Origin of the sequence: Kineococcus mangrovi (genome assembly GCF_041320705.1) — a bacterium.
GTDB lineage: Bacteria > Actinomycetota > Actinomycetes > Actinomycetales > Kineococcaceae > Kineococcus > Kineococcus mangrovi.
In genome coordinates this window covers 61,365-80,105 of the sequence record NZ_JBGGTQ010000002.1, presented here as the reverse complement: position 1 = coordinate 80,105, position 18,741 = coordinate 61,365, and the positions used below count along the sequence as shown (strand labels likewise).

Genomic DNA, 18,741 nt, shown 5'->3' with positions numbered 1-18,741 from the left:
CGCAGGCGAACGGGCGAGGGGTGTGGTCGGGGTGGACCCGTCCGGGTGCCTACACTCAAGCCGTGCAGAACACCGACCGATGGCCTTCTCGGGCGTCGGACCACGTCGACGGGGACGCCGACACCCGGCAGTCGCCGTCACTCGAGGAGTAGTCCCGCATGTCCGTCACCACCGCTCGCCCGGCCGGCCACACCCGCGTCCCGGCCCCCCGCCGCGCCCCGCGCGAGCAGGCCGCCGTCGCGGCCCTGCACGCCGCGCTCGTCGAGTCCGGCTGCATCCTCGTGGCCACCGAGGTCTCCGAGGGCGGTTGCACCGTCTCCTTCTACGACGCCCGTTCCCTGGGGCGCGCCGTGGACGTCATCGTGTCCGCCGCCCTGCGCGCCGGCGACGCCGCGCTGGCCGCCCGCGCCCGCCAGCAGGGCGGCGACGCCTGGAAGGTGACCGCCCAGCCGCAGACGTGGGCCGGTGCCGGGGGCGACCCCGACACGTGCGCCAACCGCTCGGCCACGAGCTGGCGCCTGCAGGTCCCGGCCGCCGACGTCGTGCCGACGGCCACCGCGCTCCTCGCCTGACGTCGCCCGCCCGGGACGAGGCCCTCAGGCCTCGACCTCGGCGAGCACCCCCGGCACCTGCGCGGGCAGCTCGCGGGCCAGGAACCCCAGCCGCCCCACCGCGCTGGCGAGGCGGTCACCGGCCCTGCCGTGCAGGTGGACGCCCCAGACGGCGGCCTGGGTCGGGTCGGCGCCCCGGGCGCACAGGCCCGTGATGATCCCGGACAGCACGTCACCGGACCCCGAGACGCCCAGCCCGGCCCCGCCGGAGGCGTCCCGCCAGGACCGGCCGTCCGGCGCCGCCACCCACGACTCCCCGCCGCCGGCGGCCACCGTGCAGCGGCTGCGCCGGGCCAGCTCGCGCGCCGCGGCGCCCACGTCACCCTCGACCTCCTCGGGGTCGGCGTCGAGCACGATCGCCAGCTCGGCGAGGTTCGGCGTCAGGACGGCCCGCCCGTCGAGGTGGTGCAGGAAGGTGACGTCAGCCGTCACCGGGGCCAGCCCGAGGGCGTCGAGGACGACGGTCGTCCCCAGGCGCGGCACGAGCGCCTCCAGCAGCGAGCGGACGGCCCGCTCGCCCACGGCCCCCACGCCGAGCAGCGCGGCGTGCGCCCCGCCGACGAGCTCGGTCAGGTCCTCGTCGTCGGCGCAGACCGGGTCGATCGCGCCCTCGCCCGTCTCCGGCAGGCCCAGGACGAGCGCCTCCGGCAGCGCCACCCCGAGGGCGACGGCCGTGCCGGCCGTCGTCGCGACCTGCAGCTTGCCCGCCCCCGACCGTAGGGCGGACTCGGCCGCCAGCAGCACCGCCCCGGGGGTCCTGACGCTGCCGCCGAGGACCACCGTGCGGCCCCGCGACTCCTTGCCCACCCCCGGCGGGGGCAGCGGCCACTCGCGCAGGACGGCGGAGGTCACGGTGACGGCACCGGGTGCGGGACTCATGCCGGACCCCTACCCGCCCGCCTGCACGTCACGCGGTTCGTCGTCGACGGCGTCGTCGGTGACGCGCACGTCGCGCACCGCCGTGGTGTCCCCGGCGCGGTCGAGCACGAGGCGGCCGCCGTCGGCGCGGTAGGCCGTGACGGAGCAGTTGGCGAGCGGCTGCTCGGCGTCCAGCCGCAGCACGGACTCCTCGTCGAGGTCCTCCAGGACGAGCCGGGCGTTCATCACCACCGCCTGGTGCGAGACCAGCAGCACCTGCCGGCCGGCGTGCTCCTCGCGCAGGCCCGCCAGCAGGCTGCGCACCCGCAGGGCCACGTCGCACCAGCTCTCCCCGCCCGGGGGCCGGTAGTAGAACTTGCCGATCCGGCGGCGCCGTTCGGCCTCCTCCGGGAACCGGGCCCGCACCCCGCGCCCCGTCAGGCCGTCCCACCACCCGAGGTCCCGCTCGCGCAGCCGCTCGTCGGTGCGCAGCTCCACGTCGCGACCCCCTGCCCGCAGCTCCTGCGCGATCGCGCGCGCCGTGTCGTGGGCGCGCCGGTACGGCGAGGCGAGCAGGACGTCGGGGACCGGTGGCGCCGCCGGGTCCCGCGTCAGCCAGTGCGCGACGGCCGCGGCCTGCGCCCGGCCCAGCGGCGACAGCGGCACGTCGGCGTCCCGTTCCTCGACGTCCACCACCTCCGCGTCCGTGGAGCGGGCGTGGGCGTCGGCGAGGTTCCCCGTCGACTGCCCGTGCCGGACGAGGACCAGTCCGGCGGGCTGGGGGAGGGCGGCGTTCACCCGACCACCCCTACCGCCTCACCCGCCGTCCCGCCCGTCGGGACGACACACCCGGGCACCCGGATACCCGGGGGGGAACGATCCGGGTGGCCCGGGCGTGGGACCGGTGAGTGACCCGGCGCGACCGGGGATGACAAGGTGTGTGCCGACCGGCCGGTGATCCACACCGGTGCGCGGGGCCGAGGGGGTGGGGCAGCTGAGCGGGGTGGCGAGCGCGTGGCACCGGTTCATGACCCGGACCACCCTGCAGCGCCGGGTCTCGGTCATGGGCATTTCGTTCCTGCTGGTCGTCCTCGTCCTGACGGTCCTCGTCATCGCCTGGAACCCCTGGGTGGGTTCAGGCTCCACGGACCGCCAGGCGGCCCAGTCCGACGTCCGGCTCTCGCAGGAGGTCGACGACCTCGCCCGGAGCGTGGTCGAGGCCCAGGCGAGGAACCAGCTCTTCATCACGGCCTCGAGCCTCGAGCGTCAGGCCGAGGCGTCGACCGAGCGCGACGAGGCGATGCAGCGCTACGAGCAGGTGCGCGGGCGGCTCGTGGAGGCGACCCGCAACACCGCCCTCGACGCCACGGTCCGGCAGGACCTGGTCCGCGTGCTGGACGACGCGGCGTACTGGCGCAGCCTCGCCGACGACCAGGCGGCCTTCAAGGCGGGGCAGGACCAGGACCAGTTGAACAGGTCGATCCTCGACAACCCGTCCTCCCGCGCGCTGCTGACCGTCAACGAGGACCTGGAAACCCTCCGGGACCGGATCCGCGGCATCGAGGAGAGGTCGCGGGAGGTCCTGGAGGACCAGCGGGACCAGTTCCGCTACGTGCAGCTGCTCGTCGCCGGCGTCACCCTCCTCATCGTCCCGGCCGTCCTGTACCTCGTCCGCCGGTGGGTCCTGCGCCCGCTCGGCTCGCTGTCCGCCCAGCTGCTGCAGGTGTCCCGCGGGGACCTGCAGGAACCCATCACGCTGCCCGGCCCGCCCGAGCTGGCCGCCGTCGCCGCCTCGGCCGAGACGATGCGCCGGCGCATCCTCGACGAGCTCGCCGAGGCCGTCTCGGCGCGCGAGGCGCTGCAGCAGGGGCAGCCGCTCGTCGCCGAGGTCCGCGACCAGCTCGCCGCCCACGACCTGCCCGTCGTCCCCGGCTGGTCGTCGGCGGCGGCGCTGCGCCCGGCGGAGGGGTTGCTGGCCGGGGACTGGTACGACGTGCTGCCGCTGGCCGACGGCCGGTTCGCCGTGGTCGTCGCCGACGTGTCGGGGCACGGTGCGCGCGCCGGGATCGTCGCGATCCAGCTCAAGCGGCTGCTGGAGGCGGCGCTGCACCTGGCCCCCGAACCGGACCTGGCCCTGGCCATGGCGGCCCGCGTCTTCGCCGACGAGGCCGAGCGCTTCGCCAGCTGCGTCGTCGTGGTCGTCGACCCCGACTCCGGCACCGTGTCGTACGCCAACGCCGGTCACCCGGCGCCGGTGGTGCTGCGGACCGACGGGGAGGACGGGGGCGTGCGCGTCGTCACCGAGCTGGAGGCCACCGGCCCGCTGCTGTCCTGGCTGCACCTGGACGTCCCGGGGAGCTGGCAGACCCGGACGACGTCGCTGGCGCCGGGGTCCGTCCTCGTCGTCTACACCGACGGTCTCACCGAGGCCCGGCCGACGGGCAGCACCGACGAGCTGGGCATCGGCGGGGTGCTGCACGCCCTCGGGGGGCTGCCGGAGCTCACGCCGCAGGCCCTCGTCGACGAGGCGCTCGACGTCGCGCGGCGCTTCAGCGGCGGTCGCGCGCGCGACGACGTCACCCTGGTGGCCCTGTCGCGCGGGACCGTCGCCGTGCCCTCGGCGCCGGTCGACCGCGACGGCGCGCAGGAGCCGGGCACCTGACCCGATCCGCGCCGCACGGCGCCTAACCTTGACCACGTGACGTCTTCTCCCGCGCCCGGTCCCGACTCCACGCGTCGGCGCTGGTGGGCGGAGGCGGAGGCCCTCGGCGGCACCTCGGCGCTGCTGGACTGCCCGGTGGGGACCGACGCCGTGCTCGACCTGACCACCGCGCACCCCTCCGGCCTGGCCCAGCTCCTGGCGGGTGGCCCGGCCCCCCTGACGAGCCTCGTGCGCGAGGCGGGGGCCTTCGCCGAGGCCCGTCGCCGGGCCCGCACCACCCACCGCCTCGCGGCGGCGCTGCTGGCTCAGCGGGGCACCCGCTCGCTCGCGGTCGCCGTCGGCACCGCGGGGTGGTCCCTGGCGGAGGAGCCGGACGCCGCGACGCTCGCCGAGGGGGCCCCGCCCCCTGCGCTGCGCCCCCCGCGGCGCACCCCCGTGCTGCTGCGTCGCTGCACCCTCACCCCCGCCACCGAGGCGCTGGACGACTTCGTCGTGCAGCTGGCCCCCGAGGTGATCGTCAACCCCGTCCTCGTCCGGGTCGCGCGCGCCGAGCTCGGCGTCGACCTCGACACGCGCCGCATCGGGTCCGCGGTCGGGGCGCACTGGGGCTTCGACCCGAACCCCGCGATGGACGAGCTGCGCCGCCAGCTGGCCGGCACCCGCGGGTTGCGGGTCGAGCGCCGTCTCCTGCTGGCGACCTTCGCCGACCCCGGCGCGGACCTGCTGGCCGACCTGCGCCGCCGCGGGGGCCTCGTGCGCGAGCACCGCGTCGTCGCCGCCATCGCGGCGCGCCGGCCGGTGGACCCGCCGCCCCCGCCCGCCCCCGGGCAGGTCCCGGCCGTGCCGGCGGCCGTCGAGGGGTTCGCGCTCGACCCGGCCCAGCGTCGCGTCGTCGAGACCGTCCTGGCGGGCCGCGACGTGCGGCTCGACGCCCCGACCGGGACGGGCGCCACGCAGGTCGCGGCCGCCGTCATCGCCTCCGAGGTCGTCGCAGGGCGCCGGGTGCTCCTCGTCGCCGACTCGGCCGCCGACCGGCGAGCGGTGGACGAACGGCTGCGCGACAACGGTTTCGGGCGTCTCTTGCTGCACCTGGTCGCGGACCTGGACGGCTCGGCCGACGACGCCTCCGTCCAGCTCGACGCGGCCCGCCGCGAGGTCCGGGCCCGCCTGGACGCCCCGGCCCCGGCAGAGGTCGCCGAACCGGACGTCGCCGCGCCGGCGACGGCCCTCGACGAGCACGCCCGCGCCCTGCACCGGCCCCGCGACCCGTGGGGCGTCAGCGCGGCGCAGGCCGTGCACGCCCTGCTCGACCTGGCCGAGCGGCCCGCGCCGCCGACGACGAGCCGCCGGTTGCGCGGTGAGGACCTGTCGGGCTGCTCGCGCGAGGACCTGCCCCGCTGGGCGGAGCGCCTCGTGGAGGCCGTCGACCTGGGGGCCTTCGACGTCGGCCCCGGCACGACGCCCTGGGCGGGTGCGGACCTGCGCACCCCGCAGGTCGCGCAGCAGGCCCTGGCCCGGGTCGAGGACCTCATCGGCCAGCGGTTGCCGGCCCTGCGCGCGCTCCTGGCGACGGTCTGCGACGCGGCGGGTCTGCGCGGTGCCGCCTCGGTCGGGGAGGCGGCTGACCGCACCGCGCTGCTCGAAGGGGTCCGCACCACCGTCGGTCGCTTCGGCGCCGACGTGTTCGGTCAGTCCCTCGGCGACGTGGCGGCCGCCACGGCCACGCCGCAGTGGCGGCGCGAGCACGAGGTTCGACAGGGCTGGGTGCGACGCTGGCGACTGCGGCGCGAGGCCCGGGCCCTGCTGCGCCCCGACGTCTCCGCCGGTGACTGGTCCACCCTGCACGCGTGGCTGCAGCAGGCGCGTTCGGAGCGGTTGCGCTGGCAACGCGTGTCCGTGCGGGACAACGCGCCGGTGGTGCCCGACGACCTCGACGCGCTCGTCGCCGCGGTGGCGGCGGTGCGCCAGGAGCTCGACGACCTGGCGCGGGTCCTGCCGACGCGCTCGTGGACGGACCTGGGGGCGGCGTCCCTGCAGGACGTCCAGCTGCCGGAGCTGTCCGCGCTCCTGCGGCAGCTGGCCGCGGACGCGGACGCCCTCGGCCCGCTGCCGCGCCGGACCGTGCTGCTCGACGAGCTCGAGGACGGTGGCTGGGGCGGGGTGCTGGAGGACCTGCGCGCGCGCTGGGACGGCCCGGGCAGCCTGCACCTGCCCTCGGAGGTGGAACGCGCCTGGTGGGCGGGGGTGCTGGACGCCATCTCGATGGTCGACCCGCTCGTGGGCACGGGGGAGGCGGCTGCGCTGCGCACGGCGCGCTACGAGCTGCAGCTGGCGGTGGCCGCGCGCCGCGGCCGGCAGACGGCCCGGGCCCGGGCCGAGGTCGACTCCCGGGCCCAGGCGTCGGGCCGCCCCGGTGACCTGCTGCCCGTGACCGCGCTGTCCGCGGCGGGCGTGGCCCGGCTGGCCGACGACGTCCCGGACGCCGACCTGCTCGTCGTGCTGGGGGCTCAGGCCACCAGGACGGCGGCCGCGCTCCCGGCGCTCTCGCGCGCCGCGCGCGTCCTCGTGGTGGGCGACCCGCACCTCCCCGGACCGACCGACCTGCCCACCGCGCGCGACGAGCACGTGGTGCCCGGACCGGTGCGGGACAGCCTGTTCGCCGACGTCGAGGGTGTCCTGCCGACCCTGCGCCTGGACCGCCAGCACGCCCTGCTCGACGACACGCTCCTGACGGGTGCCCCGGTGCCACCGGGGCAGTCCTCCCTGCCCGGCGCCGGTCTGGACGGCCGGGCCACGGCCCGCACCTCGGACCGCCCGCCGGGGGCGCGCCGCGGTCCGGACGCCCTCGTCGACCTCGTCGTGGAGACGGCCCTGGCCGCGCTGACCTCCCACCCGGAGGAGTCCCTGGGCGTGGTCGTGCCGGACGCGGCGGGGGCCGAGCTGCTGGCCGACACGGTCCGCCGCCAGGCGATGGACCGCGGTCTGCCGCTGTCCGTCGGCCGCGAGCCCCTGCTCGTCGGGACGCCCGTCCGCTGGGCCGGCGAGCGCCGCGACCACGTGCTCGTGGTCACCGACGCCGTCCTGAACGGTCCCGCGCTGGGCGCTGCCGGCGAGGGCGGGGACCCGGACGGCGAGGGCCGGGCCACGGGACGGGCCGAGGCGTGGATGGCGCTGACCCGCAGCCGGTTGCGCACCACCCTCGTGCTGGACGACTCCGGCTGGAGCGCCGACCGGGGTGGTGCCCGGGAGGCCGAGGGGCCGGACGAGGAGGGTGTGGAGGACGGCCGGGGGCTGCTGGAGCGGACCGCCCGGGCCTGGGAGCGCGACGAGCTGCTCGCCGGGTCCGGTCGCCCGGAGCGTCCGGGGTCCGACGCGGTGGTGCGGCGCCTCGCCGCCGCGTGCCGCCGCGTCGGCCTGCCGGTCCGGTGCGAGGTCGGCGCCTCCCGGGTCCTCGCGCTCGTCGTCCGCGACGCCCGCGCCCGCGCGGGTGCGGGACCGGCGCTCGTCGTCGAGCTCGACGACGCGGCGTGGGCCGGTGGTGACGTCGTGGACCGCGAGGTCGACGGGCCCACCGAGCTGGAGCGGCGGGGGTGGCGGTACGTGCGGGTCCTGACCGCGGACGTGTTCGCCGACGCGGACGCCGAGGCGGACCGCGTCGCGGGCCTGTGGCGCGACGCGCTGGCCGACGCCGGGCACGACCTGCCGTGGGTCGTGGACCTGGTCGCCCCGGCCGTGACCGTCGACCCCGACCCCGACCCCGACCCCGGCCGAGATCCCGACCGGCGCCGGGACCTCGACCCGGACCGGCGGGCGCGGACCGCCGAGCTGGACCGGATCGGGGTGCAGCTGCCGTGAGCGCGGCACCGGGCGGGGGGCCCGAGGACGGCGTGGACCGGGACGTCCCGCTGGAGGACGAGCGGTCCGCGGACGACCGCGACGAGGGGTGGGGTGAGCGGTCGGGACCGGGGTACGACGACGAGTGGTACCTCTCGCAGCGCCCGCCGCACTGGGACTGAGCGCCGTGCGTTCCGAGGTGCAGGTCGGACACGCTGAGTCAGGGAACGGCTGCGCAACGACACCCGAACCTGACTGAACGCTCAACCATACTGACTCTCGGTCGAAAGTGCGGCCGGGAGCCCGCTCAGAGCTTCTGCCACGCCGCCACGACCCCCATGATGGGCCCGGACCGCCGCTCGGCGTCCCCCGGACGGGGGGCACGTGCCCGGTCCGTCCGAAGGGTCGGGGTCCGGTGGCGGGAGGTGGCAGATGCAGCGCTCGACGGCCGCGTTCGTCGCCCCGCGCCCCCTCGCCCGCCGTTCCCCCCGTGGACCCGCGCGCCGGTCGCGGCCCGTCGTGCCCCTGGCCGCGGGCCTCCTGGCGGTCGCCGCCGCGGTCGGTGTCCTCGCCCTCGCCGCCCTCGCCGCCCTCGCCGGTCCGGCGCCCTGGGACGCCTGGCGCTTCTCCCTCGTCCTCGCCCTCGTCGTCCTCGTGGCCGAGTCCCGGCCCGTGACCCGCCGCGCCGGCGGTCGCGGTGAACCCCTGCCGGTGTCGTGGGGCTTCCTCGTCGCCCTCGTCGCCCTCGGGCCCCTCTCGCTGGCCCTCCTCGTGCGGGCCGTCCCCACCGCGGTGCGCCACCTGCGGCGCGGGTCCGGACCGCAGGTGGTCGTCGTGGCCGTGGGGACCTCGCTGGTGGGGGTGCTCGTCTGCGGGGTCGTCCTCGACGTGCTGCTGGGGGCCCCCGCCGCCGACGGGCCCGCGCTGCGCGACCCCACCGACTGGCCCTCCGTGCTCGTGGCGGGGGCGGCCGGCCTGATCGCGCAGGGGCTCGCGCACTCGGCCTCCCGGCGCGTCGTCGTCCGGTCCCCGCGGCGGCTCGTCCGCGCCGGGTCGGCCTCCGGTCTGCTGCTCACGCTGGCGGTCCTCGCCTCGGCGCCCGTGGTCGTCGTCAGCGCCGAGGGCGGTCCCTGGCTGCTGCTGCTCGTGTGCGTCCCGCTGTCGGTGATGCTCGTCAGCGCCGCCGTGGCCCGCCGCCACGAGCGCCGGGCCCTCGTCGACGACCTCACCGGGCTGCCCAACCGCGACGCCCTCCTCGCCGCGACGGCGCGCCTCCTGCGCGCGGGGGCCGCCCCCGCCCCCGCCCCGGGGCTCCTCGTCGTCGACCTCGACCACTTCAAGGACGTCAACGACACCCTCGGGCACCCCGTCGGGGACGTCCTGCTGCGCGAGGTCGCGGGGCGGCTCACCGCCCAGGTCCCCGCCGACGCCGTCGTGGCCCGCCTCGGGGGCGACGAGTTCGGGCTGCTCGTCCCCGACGGGCTCCAGGCCGAGGGGCTGGCCCTCGCCGTCGTGGAGGAGATGTCCAGGCCGCTGCGCGTCGGCGACCTGCAGGTCCTGCTGCCCGCCAGCGTCGGGGTCGCCCTCGCGCCCCAGCACGGCACCAGCGCGCCGTCCCTGCTCCGCAGCGCCGACGTGGCCCTCTACCAGGCCAAGCAGGTGCGCGGCCGGGCCTGCACCTACGCGGGTCGGCGGGACGTCAACAGCATCGAGCGCCTCCGGCTGCTCGGTGACCTGGGCCGGGCCGTCGACCGCGGGGAGCTCTTCGTGCGCTACCAGCCGCAGGTCGACCCGGCCACGGACGCCGTCGTGGGGGCCGAGGCCCTCGTCCGCTGGCGCCACCCCGAGCTCGGGCCCGTCGGGCCCGACCGGTTCATCCCGCTCGCCGAGCGGTCCGGGCTCGTCGCCGGCGTGACGGCCGTGGTCCTCGACCGGGCCCTCGCCGACGCCGCCCGCTGGCACGCGGCCGGTTTCGCGCCGAGCGTCTCGGTCAACCTCTCGGCCCGGCTGCTCACCGACCACGACCTGCCGGGCCTGGTCGCCGAGGTGCTGCGGCGGCACCGCGTCGCCGCGAGCGCGCTCGTCCTGGAGATCACCGAGACCGGCATCGTGTCCGACCCCGAGCGGGCCCGGGCGGTCGTGCGCCGGTTGCGCGCCCTGGGCTGCTCGGTCGCCGTCGACGACTACGGCACCGGGCAGGCGTCGCTGACCTACCTCACGGACCTTGAGGTCGACGAGCTGAAGATCGACCGCAGCTTCGTCACCGGGATGATCCAGGACCGGGCCCGGGCCGTCATCGTGCGCTCCACCGTCCAGATGGCCCGCGAGCTCGGGCTGCGCGTCGTCGCCGAGGGCGTCACCGACGCCCCCACCCAGCGGGCGCTGGCCGCGCTGGGCTGCCACACCGCGCAGGGCGAGCACGTCGGCGGGCCGATGAGCGCCGACGCCGTGCTGGACCTCCTGCGCCGGCGGGACCCCCGTGCGGCCCCCCTGCCCGTCCCGGTGTCCCCGCGCACCGAGTGACGTCACGAGCGGACCGTCACCACGGTGCGGCCCGCCGCCGCGGCCAACCGCGCGGCCGTCGGGGGGTCGACGGCGAGCAGCACCGACGCCGACCCCGGTGCGGGCGAGGAGCCGAACAGGCCACCGGCGCCGTCGGCCGACGGGACGCGCAGCACGACGGCGCCGACGGCGACCCGTTCCGCGCCCGTCGCCGCACCGGACACGGGGTCCTGCGTGCGGGCCAGGACGTCGACCCGCGCGCCGGGCGCCAGGCTCTGCAGCAGAGCGGGGTCGTCCACCTCGACGCCCGTGGCCACCGTGCCCGCGGGCTGGCCCGCCAGCAGCGGTCCGGTCGTCGTCCGCGCGTCGGTGAGCACCTCCCCGCGCCGCACGGGCGCGGCCAGCACGGCCCCGTGGACCGCCCCCGCGCTCAGGGCGCCGTCGGGCACCGTCGCGTCCTCCCGCGGTTGCGCCGCGACGTCCGCCGCGGTGAGGACGGCGCCGGTCGGCAGGTCCCGCACGGCGACGAGCACGGGCACCCGCACGGGGGAGGGCGGGGTGAGCGTGGCCACCGCGACCCCGCCGGCCGCCGCGACCAGACCCGCCGACAGCCAGCGGCGGGCCAACCGGCGGCGCCGCCGCGCTCCCGGGCCCCGCGGCGGGGGAGCGGGCGGGCGGAACGGGACGTCGGCGAGGGGGGAGGCGGGCACGGCGCGACGCTAGGCGTACCCGGTGCCGGGCCGCCGAACGCGACAGGCCGCCTGTGGACGGTCGGCGTCCCAGGCGGCCTGTGGAGACCGGCGCGACGTCAGGCGGCGGAGGTCGACCCGCCGGTGGACGAGCTGGAGGTGCTGGAGGAGGACCCCGAGGACGACCCCGAGGACGAGGACCCCGAGGACGACGGCTTCGCGTCGGAGGAGGCGGGCTTGCTCTCCGAGGACTTCCCGGCGGACTTGTCCGCGGGCTTCTCCGAGCCGTTCGAGGAGCCGTTCGAGGACCGGGAGTCGTTGCGGTAGAAGCCGGACCCCTTGAAGACGATGCCGACGTTGTTGAACAGCTTGCGCAGCGAGCCCGAGCACTCCGGGCAGACCGTCAGGGCGTCGTCGCTGAAGGACTGGCGGACCTCGAAGGAGTGTCCGCAGGACTGGCAGGCGTAGGCGTAGGTGGGCACGCGATCTCCGTGAGCTCAAGGACCCCGCTGGCACTCGGGTCGTTCGAGTGCCAATGATACCCGCCACCGACGGTGCGCGGGCGTTCACCGGCGAGGCCGCGGCCGGCGGGCGACGGGCCCACCCCCCGACGGCAGCGGCGGGACCTCGGCCTCGAGGCGGGCGAGGTCGAGGGCGCCGGCACCTCGCGCGGCCACCGACGTCTGCGCGAGGTACAGCCGCTCCACCAGCACCTCCTGCGCGGTGGCCGGCAGGTCGGCGCTGAAGCGCCGCCAGCCCGTCGCGTCGACCCGCGCCGCGAACGTCACCGGGCGGCTCGCGCCGTCCACGCGCACGACCGCGCGCAACCAGCCGCCGGCCCCCTCGCCCCGCACGCTCACGGCCAGACCGGTGGCACCCCGGGGCACGGCGAGGGGGACGCGGGCGACGAGGGCCGCGGTCGTGGTGCCCGGCTCGGCCGGTCGCACCGTGAAGTCGAACGTCAACCGCAGGGCCGGACCCTCCACGGCCCCGACCGACGCCTCGGCCCGCACGCCGGCCACCGCCCAGGCGCCGGGATCGGCCAGGGGGTCGATCACGACCGGGCGGGTCCCCACGGCCGCCGGGACGGCCACCTCGACCCCGGCGGCCGACAACCGCACCCACGTCGAGGCCGGCCCGCCGGCCGTGGCGGTCAGCCGCACCCGCCCCTCGGGCAGCGCCCGCGCCGTCAGGACCCCCGGATCGGCCAGCACGCGCACGTCGGTCGCGTCGACGGGCGCCTCCCGACCGGTCGCGTCGCGCCCGGTGACCACGACGTCCAGCGTCGACCCGGCCGCCGACAGGCTCAACGGCCGGTCGGTGCGCAGCCCGACCAGCGGGTCGAGCACCTGCACGGCGAGCACCCCGCCGGCGGTGCCCACCGCGGCGCGCAGCGCGGCCACCCCCGGCGCGAGGCCCCGCACGGCGATGCGCGCGCGGCCCTGCTCGTCGGGGCCGCGGTCCTCGAGCGCCACCGCGCCCGAGGCGACGTCCACGACCGGGGTTCCCGCCGTCGGAGCGCCCGAGGCCGTCAGCGGGACCACCCGGACCAGCGTGGCCAGCCCGGGGAAGACGGTCGCGCCCCCCGACCCCGGGGGCAGGACCGGGCGCAGGACGACCGAGCGCGGCTCGGGGCCGGCGCTCGCGGGCACGAGCGCCAGGACGTGGGCGACCGGGCGGGCCGCGCCGTCGGAGGGCACGACGGCCTCGCTGACCTCCGTGTCACCCGGGGTCCGGGCGACGAGCTGCGCGGACCCGCCACCGTCGAGCACGACCGCCCCGACGGCACCCGCGGCGAGCATCCGCCGGCCCGTCTGCACGGCGGTCGCACCCTGCGAGAGGGCCGTCCCGCCTTCGACGGTGAGCAGCAGGAGGTCCCCGTCCGCCGTCCAGCCCACCGCCGTGCGGGCCCGCAGCGCCGCCCAGGTCGGGTCCGTCTCGTCGACGGGCGCGAGGACGCCGTCGCGCACGACCTCCAGGCGCGCACCCACGGCGAAGCCCGTCGAGCCGGGCGGGAGCGCGTCGTCGAGGACGCGGACGTCCGTCCGGACCGGGGTGCCGACCGCCGTGGCCGCGAGGGCCTCGGCGACGGCGCCGGTGGCCACGAGGACCCCGCCGCCGGCGGGCACGGGCACCGGTCCAGGGGCCCGGACGGCGGTGACGCCGCCGCCGCTGACCTCCAGCTCGACGCCGCCGACCGTCGTCAGCGACCGGTCACCAGCGCCCCACTCGGGGCCGAAGAGCGCCAGCGCGTCCGGCGGGACGGTCCGGGTGCACAGCGCCGCCAGCGGGAAGGACCGTCCGCCGACCGTCGCCGAGCCCTGCAGGACGACCCGTCCCACCCGCCCCCGCCAGCCGTCGGGTCCGGCGTGGAGACCGACGGCCCACTGCGGGTCGGCGGACGCCTTGAGCGCCCGGCCGTCCAGGACGACGGGCCCGTCGGGGGTCCCGGTGCGGTCGATGTCGAAGAAGTCGCCGTTGACGGCGGCGACCGCCCCGGCCGCGGCGGCCAGCTCCGCCGGGGTGCGGGGGGAGCTCAGCGTCCGCTGCAGCAGCACGGGCCGGGTGGAGGAGCCGGCGGCGAGCCGCACGAGGACCTGGCGCACGGGACCGGCGGAGGTGGAGCGTTCGAGGGTGACCCCGGGCGCGAGCGTCTGCGGACCGTCGGCCGCCGCCAGGGCCCTCGCCCGGGCCGGCAGGAGCAGGCCGGACGCGCCGAGCGCTGCCATCGACAACACGGTGCGACGACGCATGAACTCAACGTAGACGCCCGGGTCACGCCTCGCGCCACCCCGCGAGCTTGCCCTCCCGGCTGACCGCCTGCAGCCGCTCCTCGACGAGCGCCCGCTCGGCCGTCCCCGTGACGACGAGCAGGTCGTCACCGCGGCGCAGGACGGTGCGCGGCTGCGGGACGAAGGTCGTGCCGTCGCGGGCCACCAGGCTCACGTTCGCCCCGCGCGGCAGCCGCAGCTCGAAGACCTCCACCCCGTGCAGGCGCGAGCGCGGCCCCACCCGCACCTGCACGACGTCGGCCGACAGGGTCCCCAGCGGGGAGACCTCCACGTCCAGGTCGGTCGTGGGGGCCGCCGTCGCGAGCCCCAGGGCCCGGGCCAGCGGGGACAGCGTCGGGGCCTGGACGAGGGTGAAGACGACGACCAGCACGAGCACGAGGTCGAAGAGCCGCTCGGACCCGTCGATCCCCGCCACCACCGGCACCGTCGCCAGGACGACGGGGACGGCCCCCCGCAGACCCGCCCAGGACAAGAACGCCAGGTCGCGCCGGGGCAGCCGGAACCCCGCGAGCGAGACGAGGACCGACAGCGGACGGGCGAGGAGGGTCAGCACGGCCCCCAGGAGCAGCGCGTCGGCCACCGCCGAGGGCAGGCGGGAGGGCTCGGCCAGCAGGCCGAGCACGACGAACAGGCCGATCTGGGCCAGCCAGCCGGACGCCTCAGCGAACCCGCGCGTCGCGTGCCGGTGGGGCAGCCGCGCGTTGCCGAGCACCAGCCCGCACAGGTAGGTGGCGAGGAACCCCGAGGCGTGCAGCACGTCGGCCACGGCGAACGCCCCGACCGCCAGGGCCAGCACGGTCACCGGGTACAACCCCGAGCTGGGCAACGCGATGCGCCGCAGCAGGAACGCCCCCGCGGCTCCGACCCCCACCCCCAGGACCGTCCCGAGCCCGAGCTCGAACGCGGCCTCGCCGAGGTAGAACCACCACGCGTGCCCGGAGCCCCCGGAGGCCACCTCGGTGAGCGCGACGACGGCGATGACGACGGGGGCGTCGTTGAGACCGGACTCGGCCTCCAGGACCCCCGACAGCCGGGGCGGCAACGGCACCGAGCGCAGGACCGAGAACACCGCGGCCGCGTCCGTGGAGGAGACGACGGCACCGAGCAGGAAGGAGACCGGCCAGGACGTGCCCAGCAGCAGGTGCGCGCCGACGCCGACGACGCCGATCGAGACGGTCGTGCCCGCGGTGGCCAGGACGGCGGCCGGGGCCAGGACGCCCTTGATCGCCTCCCACCGCGTCGTCAGCCCACCCTCGGCGAGGATCAGGACGAGCGCCCCGTACCCGAGGACCTGCGCGATCTCCGTGTCCGCGAAGGGGATGCCGAGGCCGTCCTCGCCGAGGACGAGGCCGAGGGCCAGGTACAGCAGCAGCGAGGGCAGCCCGGTGCGGGCCGACAGCCGCACGGCGAGCACCGCCAGCAGCAGGACACCGGAGGCCAGCAGCAGCACGCGGCTGAACTCCGCCAGGGTCATGCCGAACCGTAGCGTGACGGCTACGGTGCTCACGTGCTCCTGGGAGAACCGCGCCCGTCCGTCCCGCGCCGGCGCCCGTGAGGGGCACGGCCACCGTCGTCGGGTCCGGGCCCAACGGCCTGTCGGCCGCCGTCGTCCTGGCCCGCGCGGGGCTGGAGGTCACCGTCCTGGAGGCCCGCGACCGGGTCGGTGGGGCCTGCACGGACGCCGAGCTCCTCGGCCCCGGGGTCGTGACGGACCTGGGGTCGGCCGTGCACCCCTTCGCGGTCGCGAGCCCGTTCCTGCGCGACCTCCCGCTCGAACGGCACGGTCTGCGGTGGCGGCACGGTCCCCACCCGGTCGGGCACCCCCTCGACGACGGGCCGGCGGCGGTGCTGCCGCACGACCTCGACGAGGCCGCCGGTGCGCTGGGCCGCGACGGCCGGGCCTGGCACGCCCTGTTCGCCGGCCCGGTGGCGCGCTGGGAGGAACTGGTCCCCGCCGTCCTGGGGCCCCTGCTGCGCGTGCCGTCCTCGCCCCTGGCGCTGGGCTCGTTCGGGGCCCGCGCGGCCTGGCCGGCGGCCGCCTTCGTGCGCACGGCCTTCCGCGAGGAACCCGCACGGGCGCTGTTCGCGGGCATGGCCGCGCACGCCCTGCAGCCCCACACCCAGCTGCTCACCTCCGCGTTCGGGACCCTGTTCGGCACGGCCGCCCACGCGACCGGGTGGCCCGTCCCCGAGGGCGGGTCCGGGGCCATCACCCGTGCGCTGCACGGGGTCCTGACCGAGAACGGCGGCCGCGTCGTGACCGGGCACCCGGTCCGCTCGCTCGCCGAGCTGGCGCCGGCGGACCTCACCCTCCTCGACGTGACCCCCCGGCAGCTGCTCGCGCTGGGCGCCGACCGGCTGCCCCCGCGGTACGCCGCGGCCCTGCGGCGCTGGCGCTACGGCCCGGGCGCCTTCAAGGTCGACTACCTCCTCGACGGGCCCGTCCCGTGGCGCGACCCGCGGCTGGCCGGGGCCGTCACCGTGCACCTGGGCGGGACCGCCGCCGAGGTCGCCGCCGCCGAGGCCGACGTCGTGGCCGGCCGCCACCCCGAGCGCCCCTTCGTCCTGCTCGCCCAGCAGGACGCCGCCGACCCCGGCCGCGCGCCCGGCGGGCAGCGCGTCGTGTGGGCGTACGCGCACACGCCGCAGGGCTCGACCGACCCGGGCGCGGGGGAGCGGGTGGACCGGCAGGTCGAACGGTTCGCGCCGGGCTTCCGCGACCGGGTCCTGGCCCGCGTCGAGACGTCACCGGCGCAGCTGGAGCAGCAGAACGCCAACCTCGTCGGCGGGGACGTCGGCGGGGGAGCGCTCACGTTGCGCCAGCAGCTGTTCCGGCCCGTCGTCGGGCTCTCGCCCTACCGCGTCCCGCTGCCCGGGACGTACCTGTGCTCGGCGGCGACCCCGCCCGGTGGCGGCGTGCACGGCATGTGCGGCTTCCACGCGGCGACGCTGGCGCTGCGCGACCTCGCCCGCTCGCGCCGCGTCGCCGCGGGGCGGGGTGGTTGACGCACCCGGCTCACCCCACGAGCCGGTCTGACGACGAGCCCCCACCGCGGCGCGGTCACGTCGCGAGCCAGAGCCACCGCGTCGGCGTCACCACGGCCCGCACGAGCCGGTCGTGGGGCAGGGCCGGCAGCGGGCTGACGGCCGCGTCGAGCAGCTCCTCGTCGTGGACGACCGCGACGACGGGGACCCGCGCGGGGACCCGTCGCAGCGCCCGGTCGTAGCTGCCACCGCCCTGCCCGAGCCGGCGGCCGGCGGTGTCCACCGCCAGGGCGGGCACGACGACGAGGTCGGCGCTCGCGACGGCGTGCACCCCCAGGGGGCCGTGGGTGGGACCGGCCGGGCGCAGCTCCCAGTCGAGGTCGCCGTCCGGCAGCAGCACGGGCAGCAGGACCTCGACGTCGCGCCGGCGCAGCTCGGCCAGCGCGGTGCGCGTGCCCGGTTCGCCCGGCAGGGAGGTGTAGGCCGCCACGCGCCGGGCCCCGGCGAGCAGCGGGCAGTCCAGCAGGACGTGCGCGACGGCGGCGTCGACCGCGGCGGCGTCCGGCGCCGACACGGCCCGCCGGGTCCGCCGGACGTCTCGGCGCAGCGCGCGCTTGCGCGCCTCGACGGCGAGGACGTCCGGCACGAGCGACAGCTCGGAGGACGATCCGGCGCCGCGGACGGTGTCGGGTGTGGGCACGGCCGCTCCTGGTTCGCGCGGGCCGGCGAGGGAGGTCCGGTCGCCGTCCGCTCCCTCGAGTCTGCCTCCTCGGTCGCGGTTCCGGAAGAGGAGGAGGGTCGCACCCGGGCGGCTCAACACCACTGCGGGCAGTGGCCGCACCTGGACGGGCGGTAGCCTCCGCCCATGACTGAACGCGACGAGCGTCCCGGCCGCACGGTGCGCAAGGCCGTGATCCCCGCCGCCGGTCAGGGAACCCGCTTCCTGCCGGCCACGAAGGCGATGCCCAAGGAGATGCTGCCGGTGGTGGACACCCCGGCGATCCAGTACATCGTCGAGGAGGCCGTCCGCGCCGGGCTCACCGACGTCCTGATGATCACCGGGCGCAACAAGCGCTCCCTGGAGGACCACTTCGACCGCAACGTCGAGCTCGAGGTCGGCCTGGAGGCCAAGGGCGACTCGGCCAAGCTGGCCCGCGTCCAGGAGTCCACCGACCTCGCGCAGGTGCACTACGTCCGCCAGGGCGACCCCAAGGGCCTCGGGCACGCCGTGGCCGTGGCCGAGCAGCACGTCGGCGACGAGCCCTTCGTGGTCCTGCTGGGTGACGACATCGTCGACGCCCGCGACCCGCTGCTGGACGCGATGATCGCCGTGCGCGAGGAGCACGGCGGCAGCGTCGTGGCGTTCATGGAGGTCCCCGAGGACCAGATCCACCTGTACGGCTGCGCCGTGGCCGAGCCCACCGGCACGACCGACGTCGTGAAGGTGTCGGGCCTGGTGGAGAAGCCCCGGCGCGAGGAGGCCCCGAGCAACCTGGCCATCATCGGCCGGTACCTGCTCGACCCGGCCGTCTTCGACGTCCTGCGCGAGACCCCGCCCGGCAAGGGCGGCGAGATCCAGCTCACCGACGCCCTGCAGGTCCTCGCCTCCGGCGACGGCCCGGGCCACGGCGTCCACGGGGTCGTCTTCCGCGGCCGCCGCTACGACACCGGCGACAAGCTCGACTACATCAAGGCCGTCGTGCGGCTGGCCAGCGAGCGCTCGGACATCGGTTCCGACCTGCGCGAGTGGCTCGGCGAGTTCGTCGCGTCCGGTGCGGGTGCGCAGGACCGAGCGTGACAACCTGCGG

At 77.6% G+C, this 18,741-nt stretch carries 14 protein-coding genes; 7 read left to right on the top strand and 7 right to left on the bottom strand.

Annotated features, from left to right (window positions below):
• Window positions 1–158: 158 nt before the first annotated feature.
• Window positions 159–572: a hypothetical protein gene (locus AB2L28_RS03410; protein ID WP_370717333.1), complete on the top strand. Its 414-nt coding sequence runs from the start codon at window positions 159–161 to the stop codon at window positions 570–572.
• A 24-nt stretch (window positions 573–596) separates the two neighbouring features.
• Here AB2L28_RS03410 and AB2L28_RS03405 read toward each other — a convergent pair whose 3' ends face one another.
• Both AB2L28_RS03405 and AB2L28_RS03400 read right to left on the bottom strand, forming a co-directional pair.
• Window positions 597–1,490, bottom strand: a complete 894-nt coding sequence (locus tag AB2L28_RS03405; protein WP_370717332.1) for an NAD(P)H-hydrate dehydratase — start codon at window positions 1,488–1,490, stop codon at window positions 597–599.
• Between the two features lie 9 nt (window positions 1,491–1,499).
• On the bottom strand, window positions 1,500–2,267 hold the full coding sequence (locus AB2L28_RS03400; RefSeq protein WP_370717331.1) for a histidine phosphatase family protein: 768 nt from the start codon (window positions 2,265–2,267) through the stop codon (window positions 1,500–1,502).
• A 229-nt stretch (window positions 2,268–2,496) separates the two neighbouring features.
• Here AB2L28_RS03400 and AB2L28_RS03395 point away from each other — a divergent pair, with 229 nt between their 5' ends.
• The 4 genes from AB2L28_RS03395 (at window position 2,497) to AB2L28_RS03380 (ending at window position 10,488) form a co-directional block, all read left to right on the top strand.
• Window positions 2,497–4,131, top strand: a complete 1,635-nt coding sequence (locus AB2L28_RS03395) for a PP2C family protein-serine/threonine phosphatase (protein ID WP_370717330.1) — start codon at window positions 2,497–2,499, stop codon at window positions 4,129–4,131.
• 36 nt (window positions 4,132–4,167) lie between these two features.
• Window positions 4,168–7,986, top strand: a complete 3,819-nt coding sequence (locus tag AB2L28_RS03390) for a hypothetical protein (protein WP_370717329.1) — start codon at window positions 4,168–4,170, stop codon at window positions 7,984–7,986.
• Entirely contained in the window at window positions 7,983–8,147 is a 165-nt protein-coding gene (locus AB2L28_RS03385) for a hypothetical protein (protein WP_370717328.1), read from the top strand. The genes AB2L28_RS03390 and AB2L28_RS03385 overlap by 4 nt, the downstream gene beginning before the upstream one ends.
• A 250-nt stretch (window positions 8,148–8,397) precedes the next feature.
• A complete protein-coding gene (locus AB2L28_RS03380; protein WP_370717327.1) occupies window positions 8,398–10,488 on the top strand; it encodes a putative bifunctional diguanylate cyclase/phosphodiesterase in 2,091 nt (696 codons plus the stop codon).
• Window positions 10,489–10,490: 2 nt separating this feature from the next.
• Here AB2L28_RS03380 and AB2L28_RS03375 read toward each other — a convergent pair whose 3' ends face one another.
• From AB2L28_RS03375 to AB2L28_RS03360, 4 genes are all read right to left on the bottom strand, one after another.
• A complete protein-coding gene (locus AB2L28_RS03375; RefSeq protein WP_370717326.1) occupies window positions 10,491–11,177 on the bottom strand; it encodes an SAF domain-containing protein in 687 nt (228 codons plus the stop codon).
• A gap of 98 nt (window positions 11,178–11,275) precedes the next feature.
• Window positions 11,276–11,638 carry an FmdB family zinc ribbon protein gene (locus AB2L28_RS03370; protein ID WP_370717325.1) on the bottom strand — a complete coding sequence of 121 codons (363 nt, stop codon included), beginning with the start codon at window positions 11,636–11,638 and terminating at the stop codon, window positions 11,276–11,278.
• An 84-nt stretch (window positions 11,639–11,722) separates the two neighbouring features.
• The gene (locus AB2L28_RS03365) at window positions 11,723–13,909 is read right to left on the bottom strand and encodes a phosphodiester glycosidase family protein (protein ID WP_370717324.1); all 2,187 of its coding nucleotides are present in this window, start codon (window positions 13,907–13,909) and stop codon (window positions 11,723–11,725) included.
• Between the two features lie 22 nt (window positions 13,910–13,931).
• Complete coding sequence (locus AB2L28_RS03360; RefSeq protein ID WP_370717838.1) at window positions 13,932–15,422, bottom strand: potassium/proton antiporter; 1,491 nt, start codon at window positions 15,420–15,422, stop codon at window positions 13,932–13,934.
• Between the two features lie 77 nt (window positions 15,423–15,499).
• Here AB2L28_RS03360 and AB2L28_RS03355 point away from each other — a divergent pair, with 77 nt between their 5' ends.
• The gene (locus tag AB2L28_RS03355; protein WP_370717323.1) at window positions 15,500–16,954 is read left to right on the top strand and encodes a phytoene desaturase family protein; all 1,455 of its coding nucleotides are present in this window, start codon (window positions 15,500–15,502) and stop codon (window positions 16,952–16,954) included.
• 55 nt (window positions 16,955–17,009) lie between these two features.
• On the opposite strand, the gene AB2L28_RS03350 is transcribed toward AB2L28_RS03355, so the two are convergent.
• Window positions 17,010–17,633 (bottom strand): 5-formyltetrahydrofolate cyclo-ligase, encoded by a 624-nt coding sequence (locus AB2L28_RS03350; RefSeq protein WP_370717322.1) that lies wholly within the window; start codon window positions 17,631–17,633, stop codon window positions 17,010–17,012.
• 165 nt (window positions 17,634–17,798) lie between these two features.
• Between AB2L28_RS03350 and galU the strand changes: the two genes are divergently transcribed.
• A complete protein-coding gene (gene galU, locus AB2L28_RS03345) occupies window positions 17,799–18,731 on the top strand; it encodes a UTP--glucose-1-phosphate uridylyltransferase GalU (protein WP_370717321.1) in 933 nt (310 codons plus the stop codon).
• Window positions 18,732–18,741: the final 10 nt, after the last annotated feature.